Below are 22,547 nucleotides of genomic sequence, written 5' to 3' on the forward strand. Positions count from 1 at the left end.
GGAGAGCCAGCCAATTAGGGTTCGCGGTCGACGACCCGCGGGAGATACACGCCCGTCGAGGGCCGGAGCAGCCCCACATCGAACCGTTTGGCTCGGAGCACTCCGACTCCAAAGACGGTAGCAACGACCACCGGCAGCCAGTTGCCGAACCAGGCGTTGATCGCCCCCCAGAGAATGACAAAGCTGACCATGTCGTCAAGCATGAAATCACAGGCGTCGAGGCGATCGAACAGTCCCGACTGATCGAGCGCGACGTCGAGGACGCCGACAGCGACGACCGCGCTCACCACCCAGCCGGCGAAGTTCGACAGCGGCACCTCGTAGAAGACGCCGCCGGCGTCGTAGGCCCAGAAGCCAAGCGAGACCGCGGCCGGATCGAGTACGAGATCCATCGTCACCACCGCCGGGATCACCACGGCCAGCCGCGCCAGCCGCGAGGCTGCCCGGTCGCCGAGCAACAGCAAACAGAGTAGATAGGCGTTCAACACAAGCGGGATAAAAAAGACGGGCAGTGCGGCGGGAATACCGCCGATCATCGGGCCAAGGTCGATCCCGTATTCGAAGCCACCGTAGGGCCAGCCGGTTGTGACGCCGACGTACTCGATCAGATAGGTGTAGGCTGTCAGCAGCCCCAGCCCAGCAACGCCGCGACGGCCGAGTGTCGGGAGGACGCCGACGAGCATCGGCGCGGCCATCACGACCGTTCCGAACACAAGAAACGGCGGATTGAATCTGAGCGGTTCGGGGATCACCGCCCACCCTTCCGCGCTGCCGACGAGCATGAGCGCGCCGACCAGTGGAAAGAAGACGGCAATCGTAAACCGGTTGCCGCCGATAAAGGCGTCAAGCCACGGTTCGACCTCGCGGCGACTTCGCGGCAGTCCGGCGACCGCATCGGCAACCCCGTCGGCCTCGGTGACCTGTGGCCGTTCACGGGGAGGCGATCCCGCTGCCGACGACTCAGCAACGTTGCTCACGGCAGCACCTCCGTCGGTGGCACGATCACCCAGAGCAACCCGAGGGTAAACAGCGTCCCGACGACGGTGTTGAGCGCGGGAAACCACCAGTAGGCCCGATCGACAGCGACCGAACTGGTCGCAACCCACGCAACAAAAACCGGATAGACAGCCATGAGCACTCCGAGCCGTGGGTCAACGAACCCGAAGGCGACAGCAGCGGCCAGCCAGCAGGCCGCAACATAGCCGTAGGTGCGTCGCTTCCCGAGCCACGTCGCTGTCGTCCGAATCCCGGCTCGGCGGTCGGGGTCGATATCCGGAATCGCCGAAAAGGTGTGCATCCCCATCGTCCACAGCCATGCGCCGACGACAGCCATCGCGGGCGGTTGGGTTCCGGCGACGGCGGCGTAGGCGGCGATCCCGGGAAGAATGTAGAGCCCATTAGAGAGGGAATCGAGTGGTGGCGTCGTTTTGAACCGCGCCGGTGGCGCGCTGTACCCGACGGCGAGCAACAGAAAGCCGGCGATCCACGGCCATGCAACCGATCCGGCGATGGCGAACAGCGGCACCGCGAGCAGGCCGCTGGCGACAACGCTGGCGGTGACGACCGGGCCGCCCTGCCAGCGTGCCTCCCGCTCGGTTTTCTTTGGATTTTCGGTGTCGATGTCGGCATCGAAGATATCGTTGACACCGTACAGCAGGATGTTTGCCGGCAGCAGGAAGTAGCCAAACAGCGCGAAGCCGACCGGCAAAAACAGGTCGGGCACCGTTGTGGCGGCCGCGGCGACGCCGACGACAACAGGGCCAGCAAGATACAACCAAAACCGCGGCCGCGAGAGGATCAGCAGGTAGCGGAAGCCGTCGGTTATCGCACTGTTCGACTGGTCGGTACCCACGGCGGGTCTCACTCCTCGATCGCTTCGGCGGTGTGTTGGCCGCTGATCAGACACATCGGAACACCGATGCCCGGTGTTGTATACGATCCGGTGAAATACAGCCCATCGACCTCCGTCGATCTGCGGTTTGGCCGCAGCAGGGCGGTCTGTTTGAGCGTGTGGGCCATTCCGAGTGCGGTGCCGTGCGCCGAGTTGTACCGATCAGCAAAATCGTTGACGCAGAACGATTTCTCGAAGACGATGCGATCCCGTAACTCGACGCCTGTGTTGGCAGCAATGTCGTCGAGTACGAGCTCGCGGAACTCCTCGCGTAACGCTGGGGTGTCGTCGAGATCAGCCGCAATCGGGACGAGCGCGAAGAGGTTGCTGTGGCCCTCGGGAGCAACGCTGTCGTCGGTTTTTGATGGCACACAGAGGTAGTAGGCAGGGTCGTCGGGCCACTGTGGGTCATCAAATAGCTTCGCGAAGTGGTCGTCCCAGTCGGTCGGCAACACGAGTGTGTGGTGCTCCAGCGGCTCAACGTCGCCTTCGACGCCGAGATAGAGCAGATACGCCGACGGGGCGTAGGTGCGGCTCTCCCAGTAGTCCTCGTCGTACTGCCGTTTCTCCGGTGGCAGCAGCTCCTGCTCGGTGTGGGCGTAGTCGGCGTTGGAGACAACGTAGTCGGCGAGGAACTCCTCGCTGCGTTCGGTTCTGACCGCAAAGCCGCCTTTCCGGCCGGCGATCTCGTCGACCGGCTGGTCGGTGACGTACTCGACGCCGAGTTCTTCACCGAGGTCGATCATCGCGTCGACGAGCGCGCGAAGCCCGCCTTCCGGGTAGTAGACACCCATGTTGAAATCGACGTGGCTCATCAGGTTGTAGAGTGCGGGCGTGTTCTGCGGCGATCCCCCGAGGAACACGAGGGTGTACTGCATGATCTGCTGGAGCTTGGGGTGTTCGAAGTAGTCCGCAACGTGGCCTTGCATCTTTCCAAGCAGCGAGAGCCCCCAGGAGTACCGGAACACGTCGGTATCGATGTAGTCTCGCAGGCGGGGTCGATCCTCGTAGACGAAGTGTTCCATCCCGACATCGTAGGTGTACTCGGATTTGTCGAGATACCGGTCTAACGCATCGCCCGCGCCGGGCTCGTACCCCTCAAATATCTCCTTGTTCGTTTCAAGATCGGGCACCATATCCACCTGATCGCCATCCTTGAAGAAGATCCGATAGTGGGGATCAAGCCGGCTGAGTTCGTAGTAGTCACTCGGTTGTTTCCCGAAGTGGCCAAAAAACCGCTCGAAGACATCGGGCATGAGATACCACGACGGCCCCATATCGAAGGTGAAGCCCTCTGCTTGGAGTTGGCTAGCTCGGCCGCCGAGCTGTTCGTTTTTCTCGACGACGGTCACGTTTGCCCCGGCGTCGGCAAGATAACAAGCCGTTGATAAGCCTCCAAAGCCGCTGCCGACGATCACGATATCGTCGCCGTCGACCGGGATGTCGCCGTCGTAGCGGCCCTCGTCGCCGCCGTGAGTCGCTGGTGTGTCGTCGTCGCTGGCGGTCGCCATACTATCTCTATGAACGGTCGTCAGTCAAATAAAGGGACGGACTCAGCGGGCGCAGTAGTTTTAGTTGTGGCCTCGCCAAGGAGTATCCATGCAGCCACGCGGCGTCTTCTGGTCGATCTATCGGGAGGCGCTGCCGGTGTTGGCGATCACGCTACTCGGCGGGTTGTGTTCCGGCCTTGTGTTGTCGGGGCTACTCGACAGTGTCGCTGACTTCCCCGGCCTGCTGGTGATGGTGCCGGTGTTTCTGGCGACCCGGGGTAACGTCTATGGCTCGCTTGGCGGCCGGATCGCCACCGGGCTCCACCAGGGCCTCATTCAGCCCCGGTTCGAGTGGAACGATCGTCTGGTTAACGCGATCATCGCCTCGGGTATCAACGCTGTCGGCATCTCGATCGTCATCGGCTCGCTCTCGTGGGGTGTGTTGAGGCTGCTTGGCCGGGAGCCCGCACCACTGCGAGTCCTCGTTGGGATCGTCCTCATCGCTAGCCTGTTGACTGCGGCTGTGATGATCGTCGGGCTGCTCACGCTGTTGTTTGCCGGCTATAAGACCGGCCGCGACCCGGACAACCTCGTCGGCCCGATCGTGACAACGCTGGGCGATGTCTTCGGGATGGCGTTTCTGTTTCTCGCGGTGGTGATTGTCGAGGTGCTTGTCTCGTGAACTGTCTCTCCCAGGGAGGTGGTCGCCGGTGGCGCTGTTGACCGACGCCGAGCTCGGCAGCTGGGGAACCGGCCACATCGTTCGGACGATGTTTCCGCTGTTGGTCGTGCTTTGCGGGATTGTCCTCTGGGCCGGGATCACCTTGGAGGACGCCGGCGACCTGCTGGATCGCTACGGGCTGTTGGCGGTGATGGTGCCGGCGATGATCGGGATGGGCGGCAATCTTGGCTCGATCCTCAGCGCGCGGCTCTCGACGCGGCTCCACCTCGGCACGACGACGTTCGATCCGACCGACCGGCTGTTGTGGGCGAATGTGGCGGCGATCTTCGCGCTTGCAGCAACGATCTTTACCGCCCTTGCGGTTGTCGTCTGGCTGATTGGCAGGTGTGTCGGCACCACCCTGACGCTCGGCCAACTGCTTTGGATCTCGCTTGCCAGCGGGCTGTCGGTCGCTGCTATCGCCGTCGTCGCCAGCGTTGTCGCGACCTACGGCTCCTACCGGCTTGGGATCGATCCCGACGACACCACAATCCCGATCGTCACCAACATCGTCGATGTCTTCGGGATGCTTGTCTTCCTTGCCGTCTCGCGGTGGGTGTTGGTGGGTTGATCACGCCGCGTCGACATCGAGTTCGAACTGTTCGTGCTCTGTGACAGCGTTGAGCACGACGCTCGTGTTTGATTCGTTGATGTCGACATCGGCCAGCAAGGCCTTGATCTGCTCGTTCATCCCATCGGTATCCTCGAATCTGCCAACGGCGATGATGTCGTAATCGCCGGTTGTCTCGTAGACGCTGATCATCTGTTTTTGTGCTCGGAGCCGATCAGTTAGCGCCTGCATCGCACTGCCCTCGACCTTCAGATGGATGATCGCGGTCACGTCGTACCCGAGTCTGTTGTAGTCGACGATCGGGGTGTAGCCGTCGATCACCCCCTCTGTTTCGAGCGCTTCAAGATGGTTAGAGACCGTCGTCACCGACACATCGAGCGTCTCTCCAAGGCTTCGCAGACTTGCTCGCCCATCGCCAAGCAGTTCATTCAGCAACTCCGCATCAAGATTTTCGTACGTCATGTCTTTGGCTTGTATTGTTGTGGAACTTAAACTACTAGCTTCAGCGGGGACTGTCGACGCACACCGAGCCACCTGTCGTCAGTCGTTGGAAACCAAGCTAATCTGCGGTGCCCTCTCTCGACAATACGAAAACCATATGTTTGCTATTTTCTTTAAATCAATACACTCGTTTGGTCTCCGAACGCTTCGCTCCGTGCGCTGTTTCGCTGTCCGAGGCATACGTTCATACGCTCGGCGGTGGTTACATCGGTCGATGGGTGGGCGCAGTTTCGGTATGTTGGGCCGCCGCGGATACTCGTTGCTGTTTCGGTTGGCGACAGCACCGGGGATCGTTCTCCATGAACTCGCCCACCGCCTCACCTGCCTGCTTGCAGGCGTACCGGTGCAGTCAGCCGTGTACTTTCAACTAACGGGGCCGCCCGGCTATGTCCAGCATGCGACGCCGAGCCGATGGTCGACAACTGCGGCGATCGCCCTCGCACCGCTGGCGGGCAACATCGCCGTTGCGGCCGTGCTGCTCGAATACTCGCTTGCGATATACACCGGGAGCGGGGTCGACGCGGTCGTCACCGGGGGGTTGTTGTGGTGGGTAGCTATCGCCGCGCTCACCCATAGCCTCCCGAGTTCGACCGATCTCGGGACGGTGTGGGCCGCCACCACCGCGCGGTGGTATCGGGTTCCGCTGGCGGTCGTCGTCGGCCCACTGTACGCGCTTCGCCGGCTGGCTGGGCGTGTCGGCAGCTACCGACTCACTGTCCCGCTGTCGCTTGCTGTGCTCGGCGGGATGATGGCCCTTCACGACCTATCGCCGGCCGCGTTTCTCGGCTGTGTCTTCGGTGGTCAGTGGGGCTGTTGGGACGGCTCGCCACGGTTGGGTGCGGTGCTCTCGAAGATGCTTCTCGACTGTCTTGATCAGCTTCGGGCGATGGGTGTGCTGGTATCCGTTCGATAACTCTCGTTGGCCTGTGTGGCCCACGCCTGATTCAACCACCGAGCAGCCCCTCAAGTACCGGGCCGGCGGTTCGACGCAGGCTGTCGCCGACCGGCAGGCTGTCGATGAGCCCACCGAGCAGCGAGCCGCCACCGCTTCCGCCGAGTTGCGACAGGAGAAACAGCATCCCGACCGGCACCGCGATCGTGGCGATCAGTGCCACAAGCAGCGTTATCGCGCCGCCGCCGAGATTCAGCCGCTCGAAAACCATATACAGCGTGGCACTGACGACGAGTACCACCGTCGCTGCGACCACTGTGGCCCCGACCAACAACACGACAGATCCGGTGTCGCTGCCGCCAATATCGCTAAAGACCAACAGCCCAAATGCGGCGAGTACAACGAGCCACAACCCGACACCGACGATGGTGAGCCACCGGCTCGATCCGTATCCCGTCCCCTGTTCAGGGGGCAGGGTATCGCCCGGTGAGCCTGACTGTACCATAGCTGATCGAACGGTCGACACCAGCAAAAGCATTGGTGCCACCACCGCGGTATCGCCGCTGTCGGTCGCCTGGTGTCGCCCCCGGATTCAGTCGCCCCCTTTCACAAGTATTAGGCGGCCACTCGGCGTACGCCCAGCTATGAATGATCTCTTCCGGAAGGCGGTACGGGGCGAGCCGGTCGACCGTCCGCCGGTCTGGATGATGCGCCAAGCCGGCCGGTATCTGCCGGAGTACCGTGAGATCCGGGAGTCCCATTCCTTTCAGGAGGCCATCTCGACGCCGGATATCGCCACCGAGATCTCGCTGCAGCCCTACGAGCGGTTCCAACCCGACGGGGTTGTCATGTACTCCGACATCCTCACCGTGCTTGAACCGCTGGGGTTCAGCTACCATATCGAATCCGGCGTCGGCCCGGTGATCGAAAATCCGGTGTCGTCGCCGGCGGATACCCACCGCGAGGTCGGCGACGTGCGGGAGCAACTCTGGTATGTTGGCGAACTCATCGAGCGACTGACCGCCACCCTCGGCGACGAGGCGGCTGTGTTGGGCTTTGCTGGCGGCCCATTTACCCTGGCGGCCTACGCCTGTGAGGGCAGCACCTCCCGGTCGTTCATGGCCGTCCGGCGGCTCAGAGCGGAGGCCCCGGCGGCCTTCGAGCGACTGCTTGATGCCTTCACCGACGTGTTGATCGAGTACTGTCAGTATCAGGAGGACGCCGGTGCCGACGTGATCCAACTGTTCGACACCTACGCCGGCCTGTTGTCGCCGACCGATTACGCGGAGTACATCGTTCCCCGTCATCAGCGGATTCTCGATGCGGTTGACGTGCCGACGATCGTTTTCGTCCGCAACATGGGCGGCAACCTCGAACTGCTTGCCGACAGCGGTGCGGACGTGGTCTCTTTGGACTGGACGGTCGATATCGACACCGCCCGCCAGCAGCTTGACGATGTGGCGATCCAGGGGAATCTCGATCCGGCGTTGCTCTACGGCGATCCCGAAACCGTCCGTGAGCGAACCCGCGAGGTTATCGATGCCGCCGGCGACACCGGTCACATTCTCAATCTCGGCCACGGCGTCGACCGTAACACGCCGGTCGAAAACGTCGCGGCCTTTTTCGAGACCGCAAAAGAGTCGCGTTAAGCGTCCTGTGGCGGCAGCTCGGCGTTAAAGCAGTACGTCCCCGGCTCATTGCGGCACTGACACTGTCTGAGCTGGTAGTACGCCGGCGCGAACTCCGAGAGGAACGGCTCGGTGATATCCGCCAGCAGCTCCGGGAACCGCGGGTCATCATGGGGGACAGGCACCCGGTGGAGATCAAGCCCAACCTCGGTGGCATCCTCCGCAAGATCGACATCGAGTTCGACGAGCGTCTCCGACTGCTCGTGCATGAAGCTCATCGGTTCGACGACCACCCGCTCGAAGTCCTCGCCGAGCCCCTCGACGAGTTCCTCGGTTTCGGGGGCTGTCCACTCGATGCCACGGTTGGCGTGATTCTGGAAGCCGATCTCGTAGTTGTCGATGCCGACCATGCCGGCGACGGCCTCGGCGTGTTCCTCGACGTACTGATCGTATCTGAACCCCTCATCGAGATACTTCATCGGCGTGCCGTGCGCCGAGAAGACAAACGCCGTGTCGGGATCGTTCGGGTCGACATCGTTTTGATCAAGGAACGAGCCGATCGACTCCGCACGGATTCGGTTGTACGTCGGGGCTCGATGCCAGCCGGTGACCGCACTGAACTCAGGGTCGTAGTCGTCGTGGTCATCGATGGCGTCCTCTAGGGAATCGATTGACGAGACAGTTGTCGAGGGGCCACACAACGGGTAGATCGGCAGCGCGATGACCTCGTCGATCCCGTCGTCGGCCAGCGTTGCGGGGATATCGTCGATCAGTGGCTCCATGAACTGCATCGCGTGATAGATCTCCACATCGTGGCCGCGGTCGGCTAGCGTTTCCTCTAGGGAGTCGGCCTGCTCGCCCGCCTGCCCCTGCAGCGGCGAGCCACCGATCTCCTCGTATTCCTCCATCAGCCCTGGGAGGCGTCGCTGAGCGAGTTCGCGGGAGCGCTCCCAGGCTTCCTCCTCGGATTCGGCATCCTCTAGGGAGGCGTTGTCGTAGAAGATCCGTGTCAGGTATTCGAGGACGGTCTCTCGGTCGGGGTTTGCTGGCTCACCGAAGTTTAACAGGACAATCGCAGTTGCCATATGAGCGGTTGGGGCGTCGGCGGTAAAGCAACTTCGCATACGACGTTCGTACCACTGTTGTCACGCTGTTTGCCCGACCTTCGTGGCACAAAAACAGGCGGGTGTCAGCGTCGTGTTGCGGTCGGGTTGTGTTCTGCTGATCGCCTCGATGCGTTTGCAGAACCGGCCCGCTATTCAAGTGATTTTGCGCGATTGGTGAACTGCCCACCACACTCACACGTATTCGGGTGTGCGTCTGACTCACCAATTGCACCGCACCGGAGACATTCATACGTAGACGCGCTTTCGGGGTCGTTCGCATGTTCAACGTCGTTTCCCTGAGGCATACACCGGCGATAGGCCGCGACGGAATATAATATTAATTGTAATAGGAAATACATACGCCCCTTGATACTGTCCGCTTCTGCGGAGTACGGAGCCCAACCGACACTGCTCACTCACGCTCGCCGATCTCGCGGGCGATCCGTTTCGCGCTTCGGATTCGCCCGGGAATCCCGGGTCGACCGACGAAGTTCGCACAGAACCGCAGCCCCTCGGGCGGCTTGATATCATCCATCGCCGTCCAGGAGCCATCATACGCTGGCATCCCCGGTGTCCACGTGTGGACGCCGATCGGTGTTGCCGCCGCGCCGGTCAGTTCCTCGAAGGCGTCGGCGGCCAACTCCCCGACATCCTCGTCGGTGCGGTTCGGCAGCTCCGGATCGCTGTTCGGGTCGACATAGCAGGTGAACAGCCGGTCTCGATCCAGAAAGCTCGCGTTCCATGTGGTGCCGCTGATCGGCAGATCGCCGTCCGGCGGCACCAGCGCGCCGATCCCCTCCCGATCGAAGTCGGAATCGAGAAACACCATCGTGATCTGGTTGTACCGGAATCGCTCCAGCGTTGCCGCGAGGTCGGTGTCGAGTGGCTCAACCAGCCTCGCGCTCGTCGGTGCTGGCGTCGTCACCACCACCTCGTCGACGATCTCGCTGCCGGTCTCGGTGACGATCTCGAAGCCGCCATCGGCATCGACATCGACGCTCCCGTTGTGACCCCTGATTTCGACTGCAGCAGTGTCGAGGTCGATCACGTCACTGTGGGCTTCATACAGCGCGCCGGTCAGCGTTCCGAGCCCATCGTCGAACGTACAGATCGGTGGGGCCGCTCGCCCCTTGACGACGCGTTTGGCCACCCACCACAGCAGACTGCGACCGACCCCCGCGTTGTCGAGGGCCCGCCCCAGCGAGTACTCGTACAGCATCTCTCGGGGATCGGTGCCGTACAGCCCGCTGTACAGCGGGCCCATATACCGCCGGGCGGCCTGCCGGCCAAACCGCCGAACAAGAAGCTCATCGACCGTCTCGTCGGGCTTGGCAGGGGCGGTCAGCGGCTCGGCAAGAATCCGCAGCTTGCCAAGCGGGCTCAACAGACTCGTCGTCACCGCCTCCCGGGCCGACAGCGGGGCGACGCGGAGCGCGTCGTTGTGGTAGATGTACAGCGGCTGGTCGTCGTCGCCGATACGAAGCTGCTCGTTGAGACCGAGCTCGTCGACCAGCGATTCGATACTCGGGGTCAGCCGGAGCCGCTGGGGGCCGAGTTCGACGACCCGGCCGTCGATCCGCTGACTGCGGACGATCCCGCCGGCCTCGGCGCGTGACTCGACGGCGACAACGTCGATCCCGCGGTCGGCAAGCGCGTCGACGAGGGTGAGCCCGGAGATACCGGTACCGACAACGCCGACCCGCACTGTCAGCCTCCTCGCGGCCGGCGTCGGGCGGCGGTTTGGCCACCGCGACCGAGGCGTGTCCACGGCTGTCGATTCATTGTGGGAACACTAGCCGGGCTCGGTGAATAACGCTTCCGCGTTGGGGTGCTCACGTCGCTTCGATCTTGGCTTTGAGATTCGCCAGCGTCGACTGCAGCTCGCCCTGATTGTACCGGCGGACAAACGGCTCGATGACTCTGGCGATCACCTGTCCGGGGATCGTGTACTCGGCGGTGTAGGTGACCCAACTGCCGTCGTCGGTGGCCTCGATATCGACGGTTAGCTCCCCCGAGAGCGCGCCGTCCATCGCAAACCGATGGCAGGTCGGCGGCTCGTGGACGGTTTGGACGAGATGGCCCTCAACCTCGACGGCGACCATCCGGTAGGTAAACTCGAGCTCTTTGCCGCCGTTGTCTATCGGTTCGACATTTGCGATGTCGGTGATCGCCGGCGTGATCGTCCGGTGGTTGGCCGGCTCATCGAGGTACTCGAAGACTGTCTCTGGGGATGCGTCGATCGCGATCCCGTCGCTTACCGCTACCATAGCGACCCTACAACGAGGCGTGTCTTAGTGATTCCGTGCGCGTGTCGCCGTCGACCGGCTGTTTTTGTCCCTCCCGGCTGTAGCCGTCAGTAGTGACCGCGACAACCGTCCACGAGCCGACCCACCGAGAGGCCCTCTGGGAACTTGAGGATGCCTTCGAGCGCGGCGACCTCATCACGATATTTGGCCGTTGTACTGTCGAGTACGACGGCCGAGCAGCCTCCTCACTTGGCTTGGGTCGTCGGCTGCTGCTGCTTAAACCGGATGGGACGGCGTTGGTACACACCGACGAGAAGCAGAAGCCGGTCAACTGGCAGCCGCCGGGGTCGGAACATCACGCCGCCGTCCGCGATGGCCGACTCCGCGTTCGCAGCGTCCGCACCTCACCCGACGAGACGCTGGATGTCCATTTTGAGACGGTCGAACAGCTGTCTGCGATGGCGGTCAGCGGCCGCCGTGACCTCTCCGTCACTGGCAGCGAAGCCGACCTACGGAACGCCCTGCTCGATCGCCCCGCCGTTATCGAGTCCGGCTTCGAGCCGCTGGCGACCGAGCGGCCGACCGATGCCGGCCCGATCGATCTTTTTGGCCGCGATACCGACGGGCGGCCTGTCGTCGTTGAACTCAAGCGCCGCCGGGTCGGCCCGAGCGCCGCGAGCCAACTCCAGCGATACGTCGCGGCCATTGAGCGCGAAGACGGTGACGACGCAGCCGTGCGTGGAATCTTGGTCGCGCCATCGGTGACCGACCGGGCTCGGCGACTGCTTGCGGAACACGGGTTGGAGTTTGTTGCTGTCGAACCGCCGTCGTCGACCGGCGACGCTGGTGGGAGTACTACCCTCGACACCGAACTATCGCAAACTGACGCCGTCGACGATTCGGCACACGACCCCGCTGGCGATGCCACCGGAGACGATGATGGCGAGCCGGCTAGAACACTCTCAGCCGACGAGGAGTCACACTGACGGATTTGGCCGTGTCACCGCCTCACAGGCGTCGCCTGTGGGTTGTATTCGAAGGCTTTATTCGGGCCAGCGGCGTTCGCCACGATAAGTAATCATGGGAGAGAAACCAGCCTCGATGTACAGGGAGATCGACAAGCCCTCGTACACACGACGCGAGTATATCACCGGGATTCCGGGTTCGAAGATCGCCCAACACGATATGGGCGACCTGCAGGCTGATCCGGACGACTACCCCGTCAAGATCACCCTCGAAACCGAGGAGGAAGTCCAGCTCCGCCACGGCTCTCTTGAGTCCTCGCGGCTCTCGGCGAACCGCCACCTGTTGAAGGAACTCGGCGAAGGCGAGTACAAGATGCAGCTTCGGAAGTTCCCCCACCAGGTCATTCGAGAGAACAAACAGGCAACCGGTGCTGGGGCCGATCGTGTTTCCGACGGGATGCGGCAGTCCTTCGGCAAGATCGTCGGCACCGCCGCCCGTATCGGTGCCGGCGAGCCGGTTTTCACCGCTTACTGCACCGCCGAGCAGGCACCGGTTGTCAAGGAAGCCTTCCGCCGCGCGTACAACAAGATCTCCCCGCCGTGCCGGATCAACGTCGAACGCGGCGAGGAACTGCTCGTCTCCTAAGCGGATCGACACCTCTTTTCGCTGTTCTCGCAAACAGTAGCGCATGCTCCGGCTGGCGGTCACAACCAACGCTGAGACGTTCGCCCGCCTGCGCGAGCCGCTGGCTGACCGCGGGATCGACACCGCCCACCTCCAAGCGAAAGAACGGGCGCTCCCGCTAACCGACAGTGCTGTCGCTGCTACCGCTGAGGCCGATGACGACACCGCTGTCACCGAGTTCGACGTTGGGCTTGTCTATCCTGGCCGGCTGATGGAGGGAGCGGCGATCACCGCCGGGCTCGACATCCCGTGGGTCAACGACCGGGAGGCCGTTCTCACCTCCCGAAACAAAAGCGGCGTCCTCGCCGCCCTTGATCGGGCCGACATCCCGGTTCCGCACTCGGTGATGCTCTCGAATCCGGTCGCTGAGTCGGCCGTTGTCGACGCCGTCGCCGGGCTCTCCTTCCCGGTTGTCGTCAAACCAAACTCGGCGACCCGCGGTGTCGGCGTCGCCAAAGCCAGCGATATCGACTCGCTGCTCGGTGTCGTCGACTACCTCGATCTGATCCACGATTTTCGCGCCACCGGTGACAAATCCTATCTCATCCAAGAGTATCTGCCCGACGCCCGTGATTACCGGGCGATGGTGATCGACGGCGACTGCGTCGGCGGCGTCCAGCGCCGCCTGCCTGCCGACCTCGCTGAGGGCCGCTGGAAACACAATGTCCATCGGGGGGCTGAGGCGACCGGTGTCGACCTGCCGGAGTCTCACCGCCGCCTTGCCGAACGGGCGGCTGCCGCACTCGATGTCCCGTATCTCGGCGTCGATCTGTTGGAAACCGACGATCGGCTCGTGGTCAACGAAACAAACGCCCGCCCAACAGTCGATACCGCCGACAAGTACGACAACGGATTCTATGATCGACTCGCCGAACGCATTCGTGAGACCGCCGAAAACAGGTCGTGACTACTCGACGTCGATCGCCGCCGACGCCTCTGCTCGATCAAACGTGACCTCCAACACACCGTTGTTGAACGTCGCCTCCGCGGAGTGTTCGTCGACCGCCGCCGGCAGCCGAACGCGTTCGTTGTACTCCTGGTGGCTTGTGGTTGCTTGGATCGTGAGTGTCGTGCCGTCACACTGGAGTGTGAGATCGCCTTTGTCGACCCCGGGGAGATCCGCGACGAGCCGGACAGCGTCGTCGGTCTCATAGACATCGACGTGTGTGTCGGCCCCGGCTTCATCGGGGCTGTTCATTTCGCCCATCATCCGCTCGATCTCATCGAAGATATCGCCGAACGGGTCGTCGCGGTCGTCACTATGCATACACACATGCATGGTTCCCCCTCGCAAAAAGCGTTCTGTCCCCGCTGACTAGTGATGTACGTCTTGTACTATACTGCGGGCAGCTGCTGCTCTGCGATCGGCATCGAAAGCCTCGTGCTGTCGTTGTTTCCGGATGTGTATCGCTGCCTCCGGAGCCATCTATTGTGATTTGTTCACACGCGTTACGACGATCCGGGCTATTTTAAGTAGCTGTAGAATCGCTATTCGCGTATGAGTAAATCATATCTAGACGCTGGTGCGGAAGTCGCCGACGAGGATGTTGTTCGCGTCGGTCTGAATGGGTTCGGTCGGATCGGTCGTAACACGTTCCGTGCGATTCTCGACAGCCCACGGGTTGAACTCGTCGGTATCAACGACGTAATGGACTTCGAGCAGATGCAGTACCTCGGCAAGTACGACACCATCATGGGCACCCTCGATGGGCTCGAACTCGACGGCGACGAGCTCACCATCGGTGGCACCTCGGTGTCGCTGCACAACGTTCAGAGCCCCTCCAATCTGCCGTGGGGCGAGGAGAACTGCGATATCGCCTTCGAGTGTACGGGTATCTTCCGGACGAAAGACGACGCCGCCCAGCATCTCGAGGCCGGCGCGGACAAGGTTGTCATCTCCGCGCCGCCGAAAGGCGACAAACCGGTTCCGCAGCTGGTCTACGGCGTCAACCACGCTGACGACTACGATGGCGAGGATGTTGTCTCAAACGCCTCCTGTACAACCAACTCCGTCACCCCGGTCGCCAAGGTACTCGACGAGGAGTTTGGCATCGAGACAGGTACGCTGACGACCGTCCACGCTTACACCGGCAGCCAAACGCTTATCGACGCGCCGAAAGGCAAGACCCGCCGCGGTCGCGCCGCGGCCGAAAACATTGTCCCGACCTCGACGGGTGCGGCACAGGCCGCCACGCAGGTGCTCCCCCAACTGGAGGGCAAACTTGATGGGATGGCGATCCGCGTTCCCGTCCCGACCGGTTCGATCACCGAACTCGTTGTCGACCTCGACGCCGATCCGACCGCCGAGGAGATCAACGCCGCCTTCCGCGATGCCGCCGACAACGGCCCGCTGGCCGGCGCGCTCGGCTACACCGACGATGAGGTCGTCTCCGCCGATGTCATGGGTCTCCCGTTCTCCTCGTACGTCGATCTCAACTCCACGAACGTCATCGGCGACGACGGCGGCCTCGTGAAGATCCTGACGTGGTACGACAACGAGTACGGCTTCTCGAACCGCATGCTTGATATGGCTGAGTTCCTCGTCGACGAATCCTAAGCCGCTGGTTGCGACGGCTTCGCTGGCCACCCACGCACCGTTTGACTGACCTATCCGATTTCCAACACACCAATGGCATCATTCAACACTATCGACGATCTCGACGACGCACAGCGCGTTCTCGTCCGGCTTGACCTGAACTCCCCGGTCGAGGACGGCGAGGCACAGGACAACCGCCGATTCAGCCGGCACGCCGAAACGGTTGGCGAACTCGCCGACGAGGGCCACCGGGTCGTGTTGATGGCCCACCAGGGACGGCCCGGCCGCGATACCTTCGTGTCCCTCGATCAGCACGCCGGGATCCTCGGCGAGCACATCGACCGCGAGATTCAGTTTGTCGACGACATCTACGGCGACGACGCGCTCGACGCCATCGAGGCCCTTGAGCCCGGCGAGGTGCTACTCCTCGAAAACACCCGGATGAGCGACGACGAGCTGCCCGAGGAAGCTCCCGAGGTCAAGGCCGACACCGAGTTCGTCCAGACGCTCGCGCCGCAGTTTGACGCCTACATCAACGACGCCTACTCGGCGGCCCACCGGAAACACGCCTCGCTGGTCGGCTTCCCGCTCGCCCTGCCAGCCTTCGCGGGTCGCGTAATGGAAACCGAGTACGAGGCCAACACCGCCATCGCCAACCGCGAGTTCGACGGCCAGGTGACAATGCTCGTCGGCGGTACCAAAGCGACCGACGTGATCGGCGTCATGGAGACGCTGGGCGAGAAGATCGACACCTTCTGTCTGGGCGGGATCGCCAGCCACCTGTTCCTCCGGGCGGCGGGCTACGATGTTGGCTACGACCGCCACGAGGATTTGGATCTCTACGACACCCAGTGGGCGAACAACGAGGACGTGATCCGACGGCTTCTCGACGAGCGACGTGACCAGATCGAACTCCCCGAGGGGCTGGCCTACGAGGACGACGGCGAGCGCGCCGAACACACCCGCGAGCAACTCGACGCCGCCAACCACGACTACATGGATATCTCCGAGGAAACGGTCGAAAAGTACGATCCGACGATCCGAAACTCGGATGCCGTCTTCCTCAAGGGCGCGCTGGGCGTCTTTGAGGAGGAGCAGTTTTCCGCCGGCACTGTCGGCGCGGTGAAAGCCATCGCCGAAACCGACTGCTTCTCTGTGGTCGGCGGCGGCGACACCTCTCGTTCGATCGAGATGTACGGGATGGACGAAGCCGACTTCGGTCACGTCTCGATCGCCGGCGGCGCGTACATCCGCGCGCTCACCGGCGACGATCTGCCGGGCGTGGAACTGCTTGTCGACGCGGCGAACTGAGCCGCGCTTTCGCGGCCCCACCTGTTGGTTGCACAACTGTTTTGCTCTGTTGGTCGAACAGGCACATATGGCCCTCCCCGATTTCGAGCCGCATTTTCCGGATCGCCCGCCCTGTTGGAGCGAACTGCTCTTTTGTGGCGTTATCGGAGTCACACTCCTTCCGAATATGATTGCTACCCTCTCCTCGTTGCCAATGGTTGTCGTCGCGTTCGTTTTGACAACTGTCGCGCTCGCATCTGACGGCGTTGAGGACTGGTTTCATCGGATCGGGATGGCCGGTCGTTTCCTGCTCATCGCTGGCGTCTTCATGGGGGTTCAGCTGGTCGCGGAACTGGCTCCCGCAGGACGCCCGTTCCTCAACGACGCTGCGACTGGTGTGTTGTTGGCGACGCTGCTGTACTTTATCGCCTTTCTCGCCCGCGAGCGAACGGTTTCGGGCTGGACGGCGACGCAGGAGCCAGCCGAGTAAGCCGCCCGCGGACGGATCACTTTCTTGAGTGTTGCCCACGACAGCTCAGCCATGCAGCTCGGCATTGTCTCCGACACCCACGACAACCTCGCACACGTCCAGCAAGCGGTCTCGCTGTTCGAACTGGAAGGCGTCGACCATGTCATTCACTGCGGCGACATCATCGCGCCGTTTTCGGCAACGCCGTTCGACACCGACGCCTTCGCGTTTTCGGCCGTCCGCGGCAACAACGACGGCGAGTGGGCTCTGGGCAACGTTGTCGACGAGTTCGGCACCTATCTCGGCCAGTGCGGTGAACTCACCTTCGACGGTGTCGAGCTCGCGGTCTACCACGGCACCAACAGGGTGCTCCGGGATGCGTTGGCCGAAGCGGACACCTACGACTACGTCTTCCACGGTCACACCCACGAGCGAACGATCACACCGCACGGCGACACCGTTCGCGTCAACCCCGGCGGTCTACCGATCGAAGGGGCCGACGACGCGTTCCATGTCGCCATCCTCGACACCGATGAGTCGCGGACAGACGCGATTACCCACCACCAACTCGACTAGCGATAGGCGATGTCCGGGTGCTGTTTTGAGTACCACTCAAGACGTTGTCACAGACCGCGGGGCTTTTGCGCTGACCACACAAATCCCGACTGTGACGGAGCCAGTCTCAACCGGCTGTGACGCCCTTGATACGCTGCTTGGCGGCGGGTTCGAACGCGGGGTTGTCTCCCAGCTCTACGGCCAGCCGGCAGCCGGGAAAACCAACATCGCACTGTCGGCTGCCGTCGGGGTCGCCGCCGCCGGCGACAGCGCGTTGTATATCGACACCGAGGGGCTGTCGGTCGATCGGTTCCAGCAGCTGATCGAACACCGCACCGACGAGACCCTTGATACCGTCGCCTCGCGGCTCATCATCTCCGATGCGGTCGACTTCGACGAACAACAGGAGGCGGTTCGGGATGCCGCCGACTTTGCTGAGCGCGTCGAGTTGATCGTTCTCGACAGCGCGACCGGCTTCTACCGGCTCAACCGCGCCGACGACGCGGAGGGCGGCGACTCCCTGCGGGCGGTTGCTCGCCAGATCACGGAGCTGCTGTCGATCGCGCGCAAATACGATATTGCGGTCGTCGTGACCAATCAGGTCTACACCGATCCCGACGCCGACCGGGTACGCGCGCTGGGTGGCCACACGCTTGAACACTGGACCGGTGTGGTTGTTCGGTTGGATCGGTTTCGCGGCGGGAAACGCCGCGCAACCGTAGAGAAACACCGGGCGAAAGCCGCCGGTGAGACGGCGACCTTCGAGATCACCGACGGCGGGATCACCGGCGTCGACGAGTTTTGATCAGCGGCATCGACGAGTTTTGATCGCCGCGCCTACAGCTCGAGATTCTGGATGAGCTGGCCGCGTTGTTTGGCGTCGGCGTTGACACCCTTCCGCTCTAAGACGTTGCGTTCCAGCTTATCGAGGGCAACGTGGAAGGCGTGGTTCGCGCCGTAGCCTTCCCCGGAGCCGGCGAGTTGGCCGTGGCTCGTTCGCAGCCGGATCTGCGCTTGGATCAGCGGCGTCCCGCGCAGCTTCTCTTTGTGTTCGTGGAACCGGACGTGGGCGTGGATTACGTTCATCGCTTGGTATTTGTCGACGACCTGGGTGATCGACTCGACGATCTCTGCCCGATCGATGCTGTCGAGCAGTTTGACGTTCGTGATCTGGACGTCCATCGACTCTTCCTCGGTGAACGTCAGCGCGCGCAGGACATCCGTTTTCGTGATGATGCCGCTGACGCCGTTGTCGTCGTCGGTGACAACCAGCCCGGAGATGTCGTTGTCGAACATGACCTCGACGGCTTCGTCGACGGCATCCCCCAGTTCGGCGGTCAACACCGGCGAGGTCATCAGATTCTCGACCGGGAGATCAAGCATGCGGTCGTGGTCGCCGCTGCGGTCGCCTTTCTCCTGGCGGGTTTCGTCGCGGACAACGAAGTTGACGATGTCGTGGGTCGTGATGATGCCTGTGAGCGTATCGGCATCGCCGACGATCGGGAGCCGGGAGATGCCGTGCTCCCGCAGGCGGTTGATCGCCTGGCCAACCGTGGCTGCCGTCGTCTCCGTGATCACCTCGTCGGTGTAGATCTGGGAGACGGTCAGTGCGTCGAGATTTTCGAGGACGGCTTCAAGAATCGCGTCGGTCGTGATGATGCCATCGAGGGTCTCGCCGCGGAACACCGGCGCGACGTTGACATCGCCTTCGACCAACAGCCGGGCGGTCTCGCGGATATCCTCGTGGTGGTCGACGCGCGGTGCGGAGGTCATCAACACCGAAGCTTTTGTGTCGTCTTGAATGCGGGATTTCACCAGCTCGGATTCGCCGATCACCCCGGCGTAGTCGCCGTTTTCGGTGACGATGACGCCTTTTGGGTTTGCCTCGTCGAACGCCGCACGAACCGTCGCCAGTCGTTCGTCGGTGTCGACCTCGACGAACTCCTCGACAACTATGTCAGTAATATCCATGGTCTATCCTGAACGTACACCGGCGGGGGTATTTAACGTTGTTACAGCGCGCCCATCACCGATCGTGAGCTCGTTGTTATCGTGGCTCGTGGATTGCCCGTCGTCGTTGCTTGTGTGTTGCCCGTCGGTTACGACCGCCAAAACGAAGGGGTAAACAACACGAGCACCGGAATAATCTCGATCCGGCCGACGTACATCAGGAGGATCATCACCGCTTTGGTGAGCTCCGAAAACGGGCTGTAGCTGTTGAACGGGCCGGCGACGCCGAAGGCAGGGCCGATGTTGAAAAACGTCGCCGCAGCCGCGCTGAGTGCCTCGAACTCCGAGAGTTCCAGCCCGATCCGCGCGCCGTCGACGACGACGACGATCGTCCCAAGAAAGAAGATCACGAGACTCAGCATCGTATAGGAGAACACGTCGCGGATCGTCTCCTCGTCGATGGCTGTCCCGCTGAGCCGCACCGGCCGCACCGCCTCGGGGTGGATCGTCGTAAACAGGTCACGGCGGAAGGATTTGAGGATGATCAGCCAGCGTAGCAGCTTGATCGAACAGGTTGTGCTGCCGGCCATCCCGCCGAGAAACATACAGCTAAACAGCAGGTGTTTGGCCGCCGGCGACCACGCGTTGAAGTCGACGGTCGCAAACCCGGTCGTCGTCAACAACGACACCACCTGAAACGTTGCCAGCCGGGCTGTTTCCTCGACGCCGGTCGTCGTGAGCGTCGGATCGGTGACGAGCAACAGGCCCATCAACACCGAGGCACCGACGACAAGGCCGAGATAGAACCGAAACTCCTCGTTGCGCAGTGGCCGTCCCAAGTCGCCGTTGATGAAAAAATAGATGAGGATGAAGTTTGTCGCGCCGACAAACATGAACGGAACGATCAGCCACTGGGCGGCGGGGGCGAAGGCACCGACGCTATCGGGTTGAGGCGAAAAGCCGGCGGTCGCCACCGCTGTCATCGCATGCGAGACGGCGTTGAAGGCGTCCATGTTCGGCGCGATCCCGGCCAGCCCGAGCGCAAACAGCCCGCCGGCCGCAAACAGGGTGACCCCGGCGTAGAGCCACCAGATCAGCCGCGCGGTTTCGCTGATCCGTGGGGTCAGCTTGTGGACATCCTGTGTTTGGGATTCGGTCTCCATCAGCTGTGCGCCACCGACGGCGAGCTGTGAGAGGATCGAGATCGCCAACACAAGGATGCCGAGCCCGCCAAGCCACTGGATCACCTGCCGCCACAGCAAAATCGCCCGTGAGTGGGCGGCGAAGTCGTCGATGACGGTCGCGCCGGTCGTCGTGATCCCGCTCATGCTCTCGAAAACGGCGTTGATCGGCGTGGCTAACCCGCCGTTGCCGGCGAGGACGAACGGCACCGCGCCGATCAGGCCGACACAGAGCCACGACAGCGCGACCATGAGGTAGGCCTCCCGAGTGTACAGCTGCGTGTCGGTCTCCAGTCGCTCGAGCCCGAGGCCGGCGGCCAGTGTGATCACGATCGGGACGAGAAACGGGGCGGTCGGATCGCCGTCGATAACGGCAAGACCAAGCGGTGCGGCAAGCGGGAGTGCCAGCCATTTCAACACGCCGCCGAGCAGCCGGAGGCTGACACGCCAGTTGACGCGGAGGGTGACCATTGTCAGAGCTTGCTGGTCGTCGCGTCGATCGCGCCGGCATCGACAAAGAGCACGACATGGTCGCCCGGCTGGATCTCGGTATCGCCGCGCGGCGTGACAAAGGATGTGTTGCGCGTGATCGCGCCGATGACGACACCGTTCGGCAGGTCGGCGACCGATTCTTGGATCGGCCGCCCGGCGAGGACGCTGTCGGCGTCGATCTCGACCTCGATGACCTCGGCCTTGTCGCTCTCGATGAGCGCGACGTTTTCGGTCTTTTCGGACTGGGTGAGCCGCGTGATCTCCTCGGCGACGACGATCCGGGGGTTGATCGCCACGTCGACGCCGACGGCCTCGAACAGTTCGACGTAGGCGGGTGTGTCGATAACGGCGACGGTTCGATCGACGCCGAGCCGCTTGGCGAGCAACGAGACCAGCAGGTTCTTGTCGTCGCTTTCGAGAGCGGCGACGACGACATCGGCCTCGTCGACGCGTTCGCGTTCGAGAAACTCCATGTCGGTGGCATCGGACTCCATGATCTGTGTCGCCGGCAACTCCTCGGCGAGTTCACGGGCCCGATCGTGATCCTGCTCGATCAGCCGCGGGTTGAATCCCCGCTCGCTCAACAGCCGAGCGACGTGGTAGCCGATCTCGCTGCCGCCGAAGATGGCGACTTCCTCGTCGGCACCGGCCCCATGGTCTGGATCAAGCCCATCTGCGAAGCTGTGGACACTTTCGGGGCTGCCGATGATAACAACGCGATCGCCGGCGGTGATGACGGTGCTCCCGTCGGGCACGATAACCGCCTCGCCTCTGATGACCGCGGCGAACGTCAGGGAGTCATACCGATCGGCCTCTTGGACTGTTTGGTCGACGATCGGGCACTGCTCGCTGATCTCGAACTCGGCCATCTGGACGCGGCCGCCCGCAAAGGGGTCGACATCGACTGCTGCCGGCAAGCCGACGACCCGGCCGATCGATCGGGCGGTCAGTAGATTCGTACAGACCATGTAGTCGACGCCGAACACGCGGTCGGCGCGCTCCCACGTCTCAAGATATTTCGCCTGTTTGATGCGGGCGATTGTGAGCGCCCCTGACAGCGCGGCGGCTGTCGAACAGACGACGATGTTGGTCTCGTCGTCGTCGGTGCTGGCGATCACCATCTCGGCGCTCTCGATGCCGGCCTCCTCAAGAACATCGACATCCGTGCCGTCGCCCGTAACGGTCAAGACGTCGTAGCCGTAGGTGAGTTCCTCGGTTCGATCGCTTCGCTGGTCGACGACTGTCACGTCATGGTTAGCGGCGAGATCCGCCGCGATGCTCTCGCCGACCTGGCCCGCGCCAACGATGAGGACGTTCATCCGCCTGTCCCTCTCATGGGCGTGGGTATCGACGGCGGCGGTTTAGGCGTTCCCCTGTT

At 62.7% G+C, this 22,547-nt stretch carries 25 protein-coding genes; 12 read left to right on the top strand and 13 right to left on the bottom strand.

Features of this window, described 5'->3' with window-relative positions:
• Nucleotides 1-14: 14 nt before the first annotated feature.
• The 3 genes from cruF to DP106_RS08360 all read right to left on the bottom strand — a co-directional run bounded on the left by cruF (nt 15) and on the right by DP106_RS08360 (nt 3,402).
• Entirely contained in the window at nt 15-881 is an 867-nt protein-coding gene (gene cruF, locus DP106_RS08350; protein ID WP_240625372.1) for a bisanhydrobacterioruberin hydratase, read from the bottom strand.
• 92 nt (nt 882-973) lie between these two features.
• A complete protein-coding gene (locus DP106_RS08355; protein WP_240625367.1) occupies nt 974-1,852 on the bottom strand; it encodes a prenyltransferase in 879 nt (292 codons plus the stop codon).
• Nucleotides 1,853-1,860: 8 nt separating this feature from the next.
• Nucleotides 1,861-3,402, bottom strand: coding sequence for a phytoene desaturase family protein (locus DP106_RS08360; RefSeq protein ID WP_120084657.1), 1,542 nt, complete (start codon nt 3,400-3,402; stop codon nt 1,861-1,863).
• 88 nt (nt 3,403-3,490) lie between these two features.
• On the opposite strand from DP106_RS08360, the gene DP106_RS08365 reads away from it, so the two are divergent.
• Together DP106_RS08365 and DP106_RS08370 are read left to right on the top strand one after the other, a co-directional pair.
• Nucleotides 3,491-4,063, top strand: a complete 573-nt coding sequence (locus tag DP106_RS08365; RefSeq protein WP_120084658.1) for a magnesium transporter — start codon at nt 3,491-3,493, stop codon at nt 4,061-4,063.
• An 88-nt stretch (nt 4,064-4,151) separates the two neighbouring features.
• Entirely contained in the window at nt 4,152-4,673 is a 522-nt protein-coding gene (locus tag DP106_RS08370) for a magnesium transporter (protein WP_120084766.1), read from the top strand.
• Here the strand turns inward: DP106_RS08370 and lrp are convergent, their stop codons facing one another.
• Complete coding sequence (lrp, locus tag DP106_RS08375; RefSeq protein WP_120084659.1) at nt 4,674-5,135, bottom strand: HTH-type transcriptional regulator Lrp; 462 nt, start codon at nt 5,133-5,135, stop codon at nt 4,674-4,676.
• A gap of 253 nt (nt 5,136-5,388) precedes the next feature.
• Between lrp and DP106_RS08380 the strand changes: the two genes are divergently transcribed.
• Nucleotides 5,389-6,087, top strand: a complete 699-nt coding sequence (locus DP106_RS08380; protein WP_165857852.1) for a metalloprotease family protein — start codon at nt 5,389-5,391, stop codon at nt 6,085-6,087.
• Nucleotides 6,088-6,118: 31 nt separating this feature from the next.
• Here the strand turns inward: DP106_RS08380 and DP106_RS08385 are convergent, their stop codons facing one another.
• A complete protein-coding gene (locus tag DP106_RS08385) occupies nt 6,119-6,571 on the bottom strand; it encodes a hypothetical protein (protein ID WP_133305119.1) in 453 nt (150 codons plus the stop codon).
• Nucleotides 6,572-6,710: 139 nt separating this feature from the next.
• On the opposite strand from DP106_RS08385, the gene hemE reads away from it, so the two are divergent.
• On the top strand, nt 6,711-7,715 hold the full coding sequence (gene hemE, locus DP106_RS08390; protein WP_120084663.1) for a uroporphyrinogen decarboxylase: 1,005 nt from the start codon (nt 6,711-6,713) through the stop codon (nt 7,713-7,715).
• Here hemE and hemH read toward each other — a convergent pair.
• From hemH to DP106_RS08410, 4 genes are all read right to left on the bottom strand, one after another.
• The gene (hemH, locus tag DP106_RS08395; protein WP_120084664.1) at nt 7,712-8,779 is read right to left on the bottom strand and encodes a ferrochelatase; all 1,068 of its coding nucleotides are present in this window, start codon (nt 8,777-8,779) and stop codon (nt 7,712-7,714) included. The genes hemE and hemH overlap by 4 nt on opposite strands.
• A 170-nt stretch (nt 8,780-8,949) precedes the next feature.
• Nucleotides 8,950-9,159: a rubrerythrin-like domain-containing protein gene (locus DP106_RS08400; protein WP_321167548.1), complete on the bottom strand. Its 210-nt coding sequence runs from the start codon at nt 9,157-9,159 to the stop codon at nt 8,950-8,952.
• Nucleotides 9,160-9,212: 53 nt separating this feature from the next.
• Nucleotides 9,213-10,505 carry a protoporphyrinogen oxidase gene (gene hemG / locus DP106_RS08405; protein WP_120084666.1) on the bottom strand — a complete coding sequence of 431 codons (1,293 nt, stop codon included), beginning with the start codon at nt 10,503-10,505 and terminating at the stop codon, nt 9,213-9,215.
• Between the two features lie 127 nt (nt 10,506-10,632).
• Nucleotides 10,633-11,067: an SRPBCC family protein gene (locus DP106_RS08410; RefSeq protein WP_120084667.1), complete on the bottom strand. Its 435-nt coding sequence runs from the start codon at nt 11,065-11,067 to the stop codon at nt 10,633-10,635.
• Nucleotides 11,068-11,159: 92 nt separating this feature from the next.
• Here DP106_RS08410 and nucS point away from each other — a divergent pair, with 92 nt between their 5' ends.
• The 3 genes from nucS to DP106_RS08425 all read left to right on the top strand — a co-directional run bounded on the left by nucS (nt 11,160) and on the right by DP106_RS08425 (nt 13,603).
• Nucleotides 11,160-12,032, top strand: a complete 873-nt coding sequence (nucS, locus tag DP106_RS08415; protein ID WP_120084668.1) for an endonuclease NucS — start codon at nt 11,160-11,162, stop codon at nt 12,030-12,032.
• A gap of 94 nt (nt 12,033-12,126) precedes the next feature.
• Nucleotides 12,127-12,657: a 50S ribosomal protein L16 gene (locus DP106_RS08420; RefSeq protein WP_120084670.1), complete on the top strand. Its 531-nt coding sequence runs from the start codon at nt 12,127-12,129 to the stop codon at nt 12,655-12,657.
• Between the two features lie 43 nt (nt 12,658-12,700).
• Entirely contained in the window at nt 12,701-13,603 is a 903-nt protein-coding gene (locus DP106_RS08425; protein WP_120084671.1) for an ATP-grasp domain-containing protein, read from the top strand.
• On the opposite strand, the gene DP106_RS08430 is transcribed toward DP106_RS08425, so the two are convergent.
• Nucleotides 13,604-13,963, bottom strand: coding sequence for an Hsp20/alpha crystallin family protein (locus tag DP106_RS08430; RefSeq protein ID WP_120084672.1), 360 nt, complete (start codon nt 13,961-13,963; stop codon nt 13,604-13,606).
• Between the two features lie 231 nt (nt 13,964-14,194).
• Between DP106_RS08430 and gap the strand changes: the two genes are divergently transcribed.
• From gap to radB, 5 genes are all read left to right on the top strand, one after another.
• Nucleotides 14,195-15,253, top strand: a complete 1,059-nt coding sequence (gene gap, locus DP106_RS08435; RefSeq protein WP_120084673.1) for a type I glyceraldehyde-3-phosphate dehydrogenase — start codon at nt 14,195-14,197, stop codon at nt 15,251-15,253.
• Between the two features lie 72 nt (nt 15,254-15,325).
• Nucleotides 15,326-16,543, top strand: coding sequence for a phosphoglycerate kinase (locus DP106_RS08440; protein WP_120084675.1), 1,218 nt, complete (start codon nt 15,326-15,328; stop codon nt 16,541-16,543).
• Nucleotides 16,544-16,610: 67 nt separating this feature from the next.
• Nucleotides 16,611-17,012: a hypothetical protein gene (locus DP106_RS08445; RefSeq protein WP_120084676.1), complete on the top strand. Its 402-nt coding sequence runs from the start codon at nt 16,611-16,613 to the stop codon at nt 17,010-17,012.
• Between the two features lie 51 nt (nt 17,013-17,063).
• On the top strand, nt 17,064-17,567 hold the full coding sequence (locus DP106_RS08450) for a metallophosphoesterase (protein WP_120084677.1): 504 nt from the start codon (nt 17,064-17,066) through the stop codon (nt 17,565-17,567).
• Nucleotides 17,568-17,658: 91 nt separating this feature from the next.
• Nucleotides 17,659-18,351, top strand: a complete 693-nt coding sequence (gene radB / locus DP106_RS08455; protein ID WP_120084678.1) for a DNA repair and recombination protein RadB — start codon at nt 17,659-17,661, stop codon at nt 18,349-18,351.
• A gap of 32 nt (nt 18,352-18,383) precedes the next feature.
• Here radB and DP106_RS08460 read toward each other — a convergent pair whose 3' ends face one another.
• From DP106_RS08460 to trkA, 3 genes are all read right to left on the bottom strand, one after another.
• Complete coding sequence (locus DP106_RS08460) at nt 18,384-19,517, bottom strand: CBS domain-containing protein (protein WP_120084679.1); 1,134 nt, start codon at nt 19,515-19,517, stop codon at nt 18,384-18,386.
• Between the two features lie 128 nt (nt 19,518-19,645).
• Nucleotides 19,646-21,148: a TrkH family potassium uptake protein gene (locus DP106_RS08465; RefSeq protein WP_120084681.1), complete on the bottom strand. Its 1,503-nt coding sequence runs from the start codon at nt 21,146-21,148 to the stop codon at nt 19,646-19,648.
• Between the two features lie 2 nt (nt 21,149-21,150).
• Nucleotides 21,151-22,488, bottom strand: coding sequence for a Trk system potassium transporter TrkA (gene trkA, locus DP106_RS08470; RefSeq protein WP_120084682.1), 1,338 nt, complete (start codon nt 22,486-22,488; stop codon nt 21,151-21,153).
• Nucleotides 22,489-22,547: the final 59 nt, after the last annotated feature.

This window comes from Halonotius pteroides (genome assembly GCF_003605635.1).
Taxonomy (GTDB): Archaea; Halobacteriota; Halobacteria; order Halobacteriales; family Haloferacaceae; genus Halonotius; species Halonotius pteroides.

What these genes read in the sequence shown, in the direction of transcription:
- DP106_RS08360 (WP_120084657.1), bottom strand. Translation starts at nt 3,402, where the DNA reads ATGGCGACCGCCAGCGACGACGACACACCAGCGACTCACGGCGGCGAC.
- DP106_RS08365 (WP_120084658.1), top strand. Translation starts at nt 3,491, where the DNA reads ATGCAGCCACGCGGCGTCTTCTGGTCGATCTATCGGGAGGCGCTGCCG.
- DP106_RS08370 (WP_120084766.1), top strand. Translation starts at nt 4,152, where the DNA reads ATGTTTCCGCTGTTGGTCGTGCTTTGCGGGATTGTCCTCTGGGCCGGG.
- lrp (WP_120084659.1), bottom strand. Translation starts at nt 5,135, where the DNA reads ATGACGTACGAAAATCTTGATGCGGAGTTGCTGAATGAACTGCTTGGC.
- DP106_RS08380 (WP_165857852.1), top strand. Translation starts at nt 5,389, where the DNA reads ATGGGTGGGCGCAGTTTCGGTATGTTGGGCCGCCGCGGATACTCGTTG.
- DP106_RS08385 (WP_133305119.1), bottom strand. Translation starts at nt 6,571, where the DNA reads ATGGTACAGTCAGGCTCACCGGGCGATACCCTGCCCCCTGAACAGGGG.
- hemE (WP_120084663.1), top strand. Translation starts at nt 6,711, where the DNA reads ATGAATGATCTCTTCCGGAAGGCGGTACGGGGCGAGCCGGTCGACCGT.
- hemH (WP_120084664.1), bottom strand. Translation starts at nt 8,779, where the DNA reads ATGGCAACTGCGATTGTCCTGTTAAACTTCGGTGAGCCAGCAAACCCC.
- DP106_RS08400 (WP_321167548.1), bottom strand. Translation starts at nt 9,159, where the DNA reads ATGTATTTCCTATTACAATTAATATTATATTCCGTCGCGGCCTATCGC.
- DP106_RS08410 (WP_120084667.1), bottom strand. Translation starts at nt 11,067, where the DNA reads ATGGTAGCGGTAAGCGACGGGATCGCGATCGACGCATCCCCAGAGACA.
- DP106_RS08420 (WP_120084670.1), top strand. Translation starts at nt 12,127, where the DNA reads ATGGGAGAGAAACCAGCCTCGATGTACAGGGAGATCGACAAGCCCTCG.
- DP106_RS08425 (WP_120084671.1), top strand. Translation starts at nt 12,701, where the DNA reads ATGCTCCGGCTGGCGGTCACAACCAACGCTGAGACGTTCGCCCGCCTG.
- DP106_RS08430 (WP_120084672.1), bottom strand. Translation starts at nt 13,963, where the DNA reads ATGCATAGTGACGACCGCGACGACCCGTTCGGCGATATCTTCGATGAG.
- gap (WP_120084673.1), top strand. Translation starts at nt 14,195, where the DNA reads ATGAGTAAATCATATCTAGACGCTGGTGCGGAAGTCGCCGACGAGGAT.
- DP106_RS08440 (WP_120084675.1), top strand. Translation starts at nt 15,326, where the DNA reads ATGGCATCATTCAACACTATCGACGATCTCGACGACGCACAGCGCGTT.
- DP106_RS08445 (WP_120084676.1), top strand. Translation starts at nt 16,611, where the DNA reads ATGGCCCTCCCCGATTTCGAGCCGCATTTTCCGGATCGCCCGCCCTGT.
- DP106_RS08450 (WP_120084677.1), top strand. Translation starts at nt 17,064, where the DNA reads ATGCAGCTCGGCATTGTCTCCGACACCCACGACAACCTCGCACACGTC.
- DP106_RS08460 (WP_120084679.1), bottom strand. Translation starts at nt 19,517, where the DNA reads ATGGATATTACTGACATAGTTGTCGAGGAGTTCGTCGAGGTCGACACC.
- DP106_RS08465 (WP_120084681.1), bottom strand. Translation starts at nt 21,148, where the DNA reads ATGGTCACCCTCCGCGTCAACTGGCGTGTCAGCCTCCGGCTGCTCGGC.
- trkA (WP_120084682.1), bottom strand. Translation starts at nt 22,488, where the DNA reads ATGAACGTCCTCATCGTTGGCGCGGGCCAGGTCGGCGAGAGCATCGCG.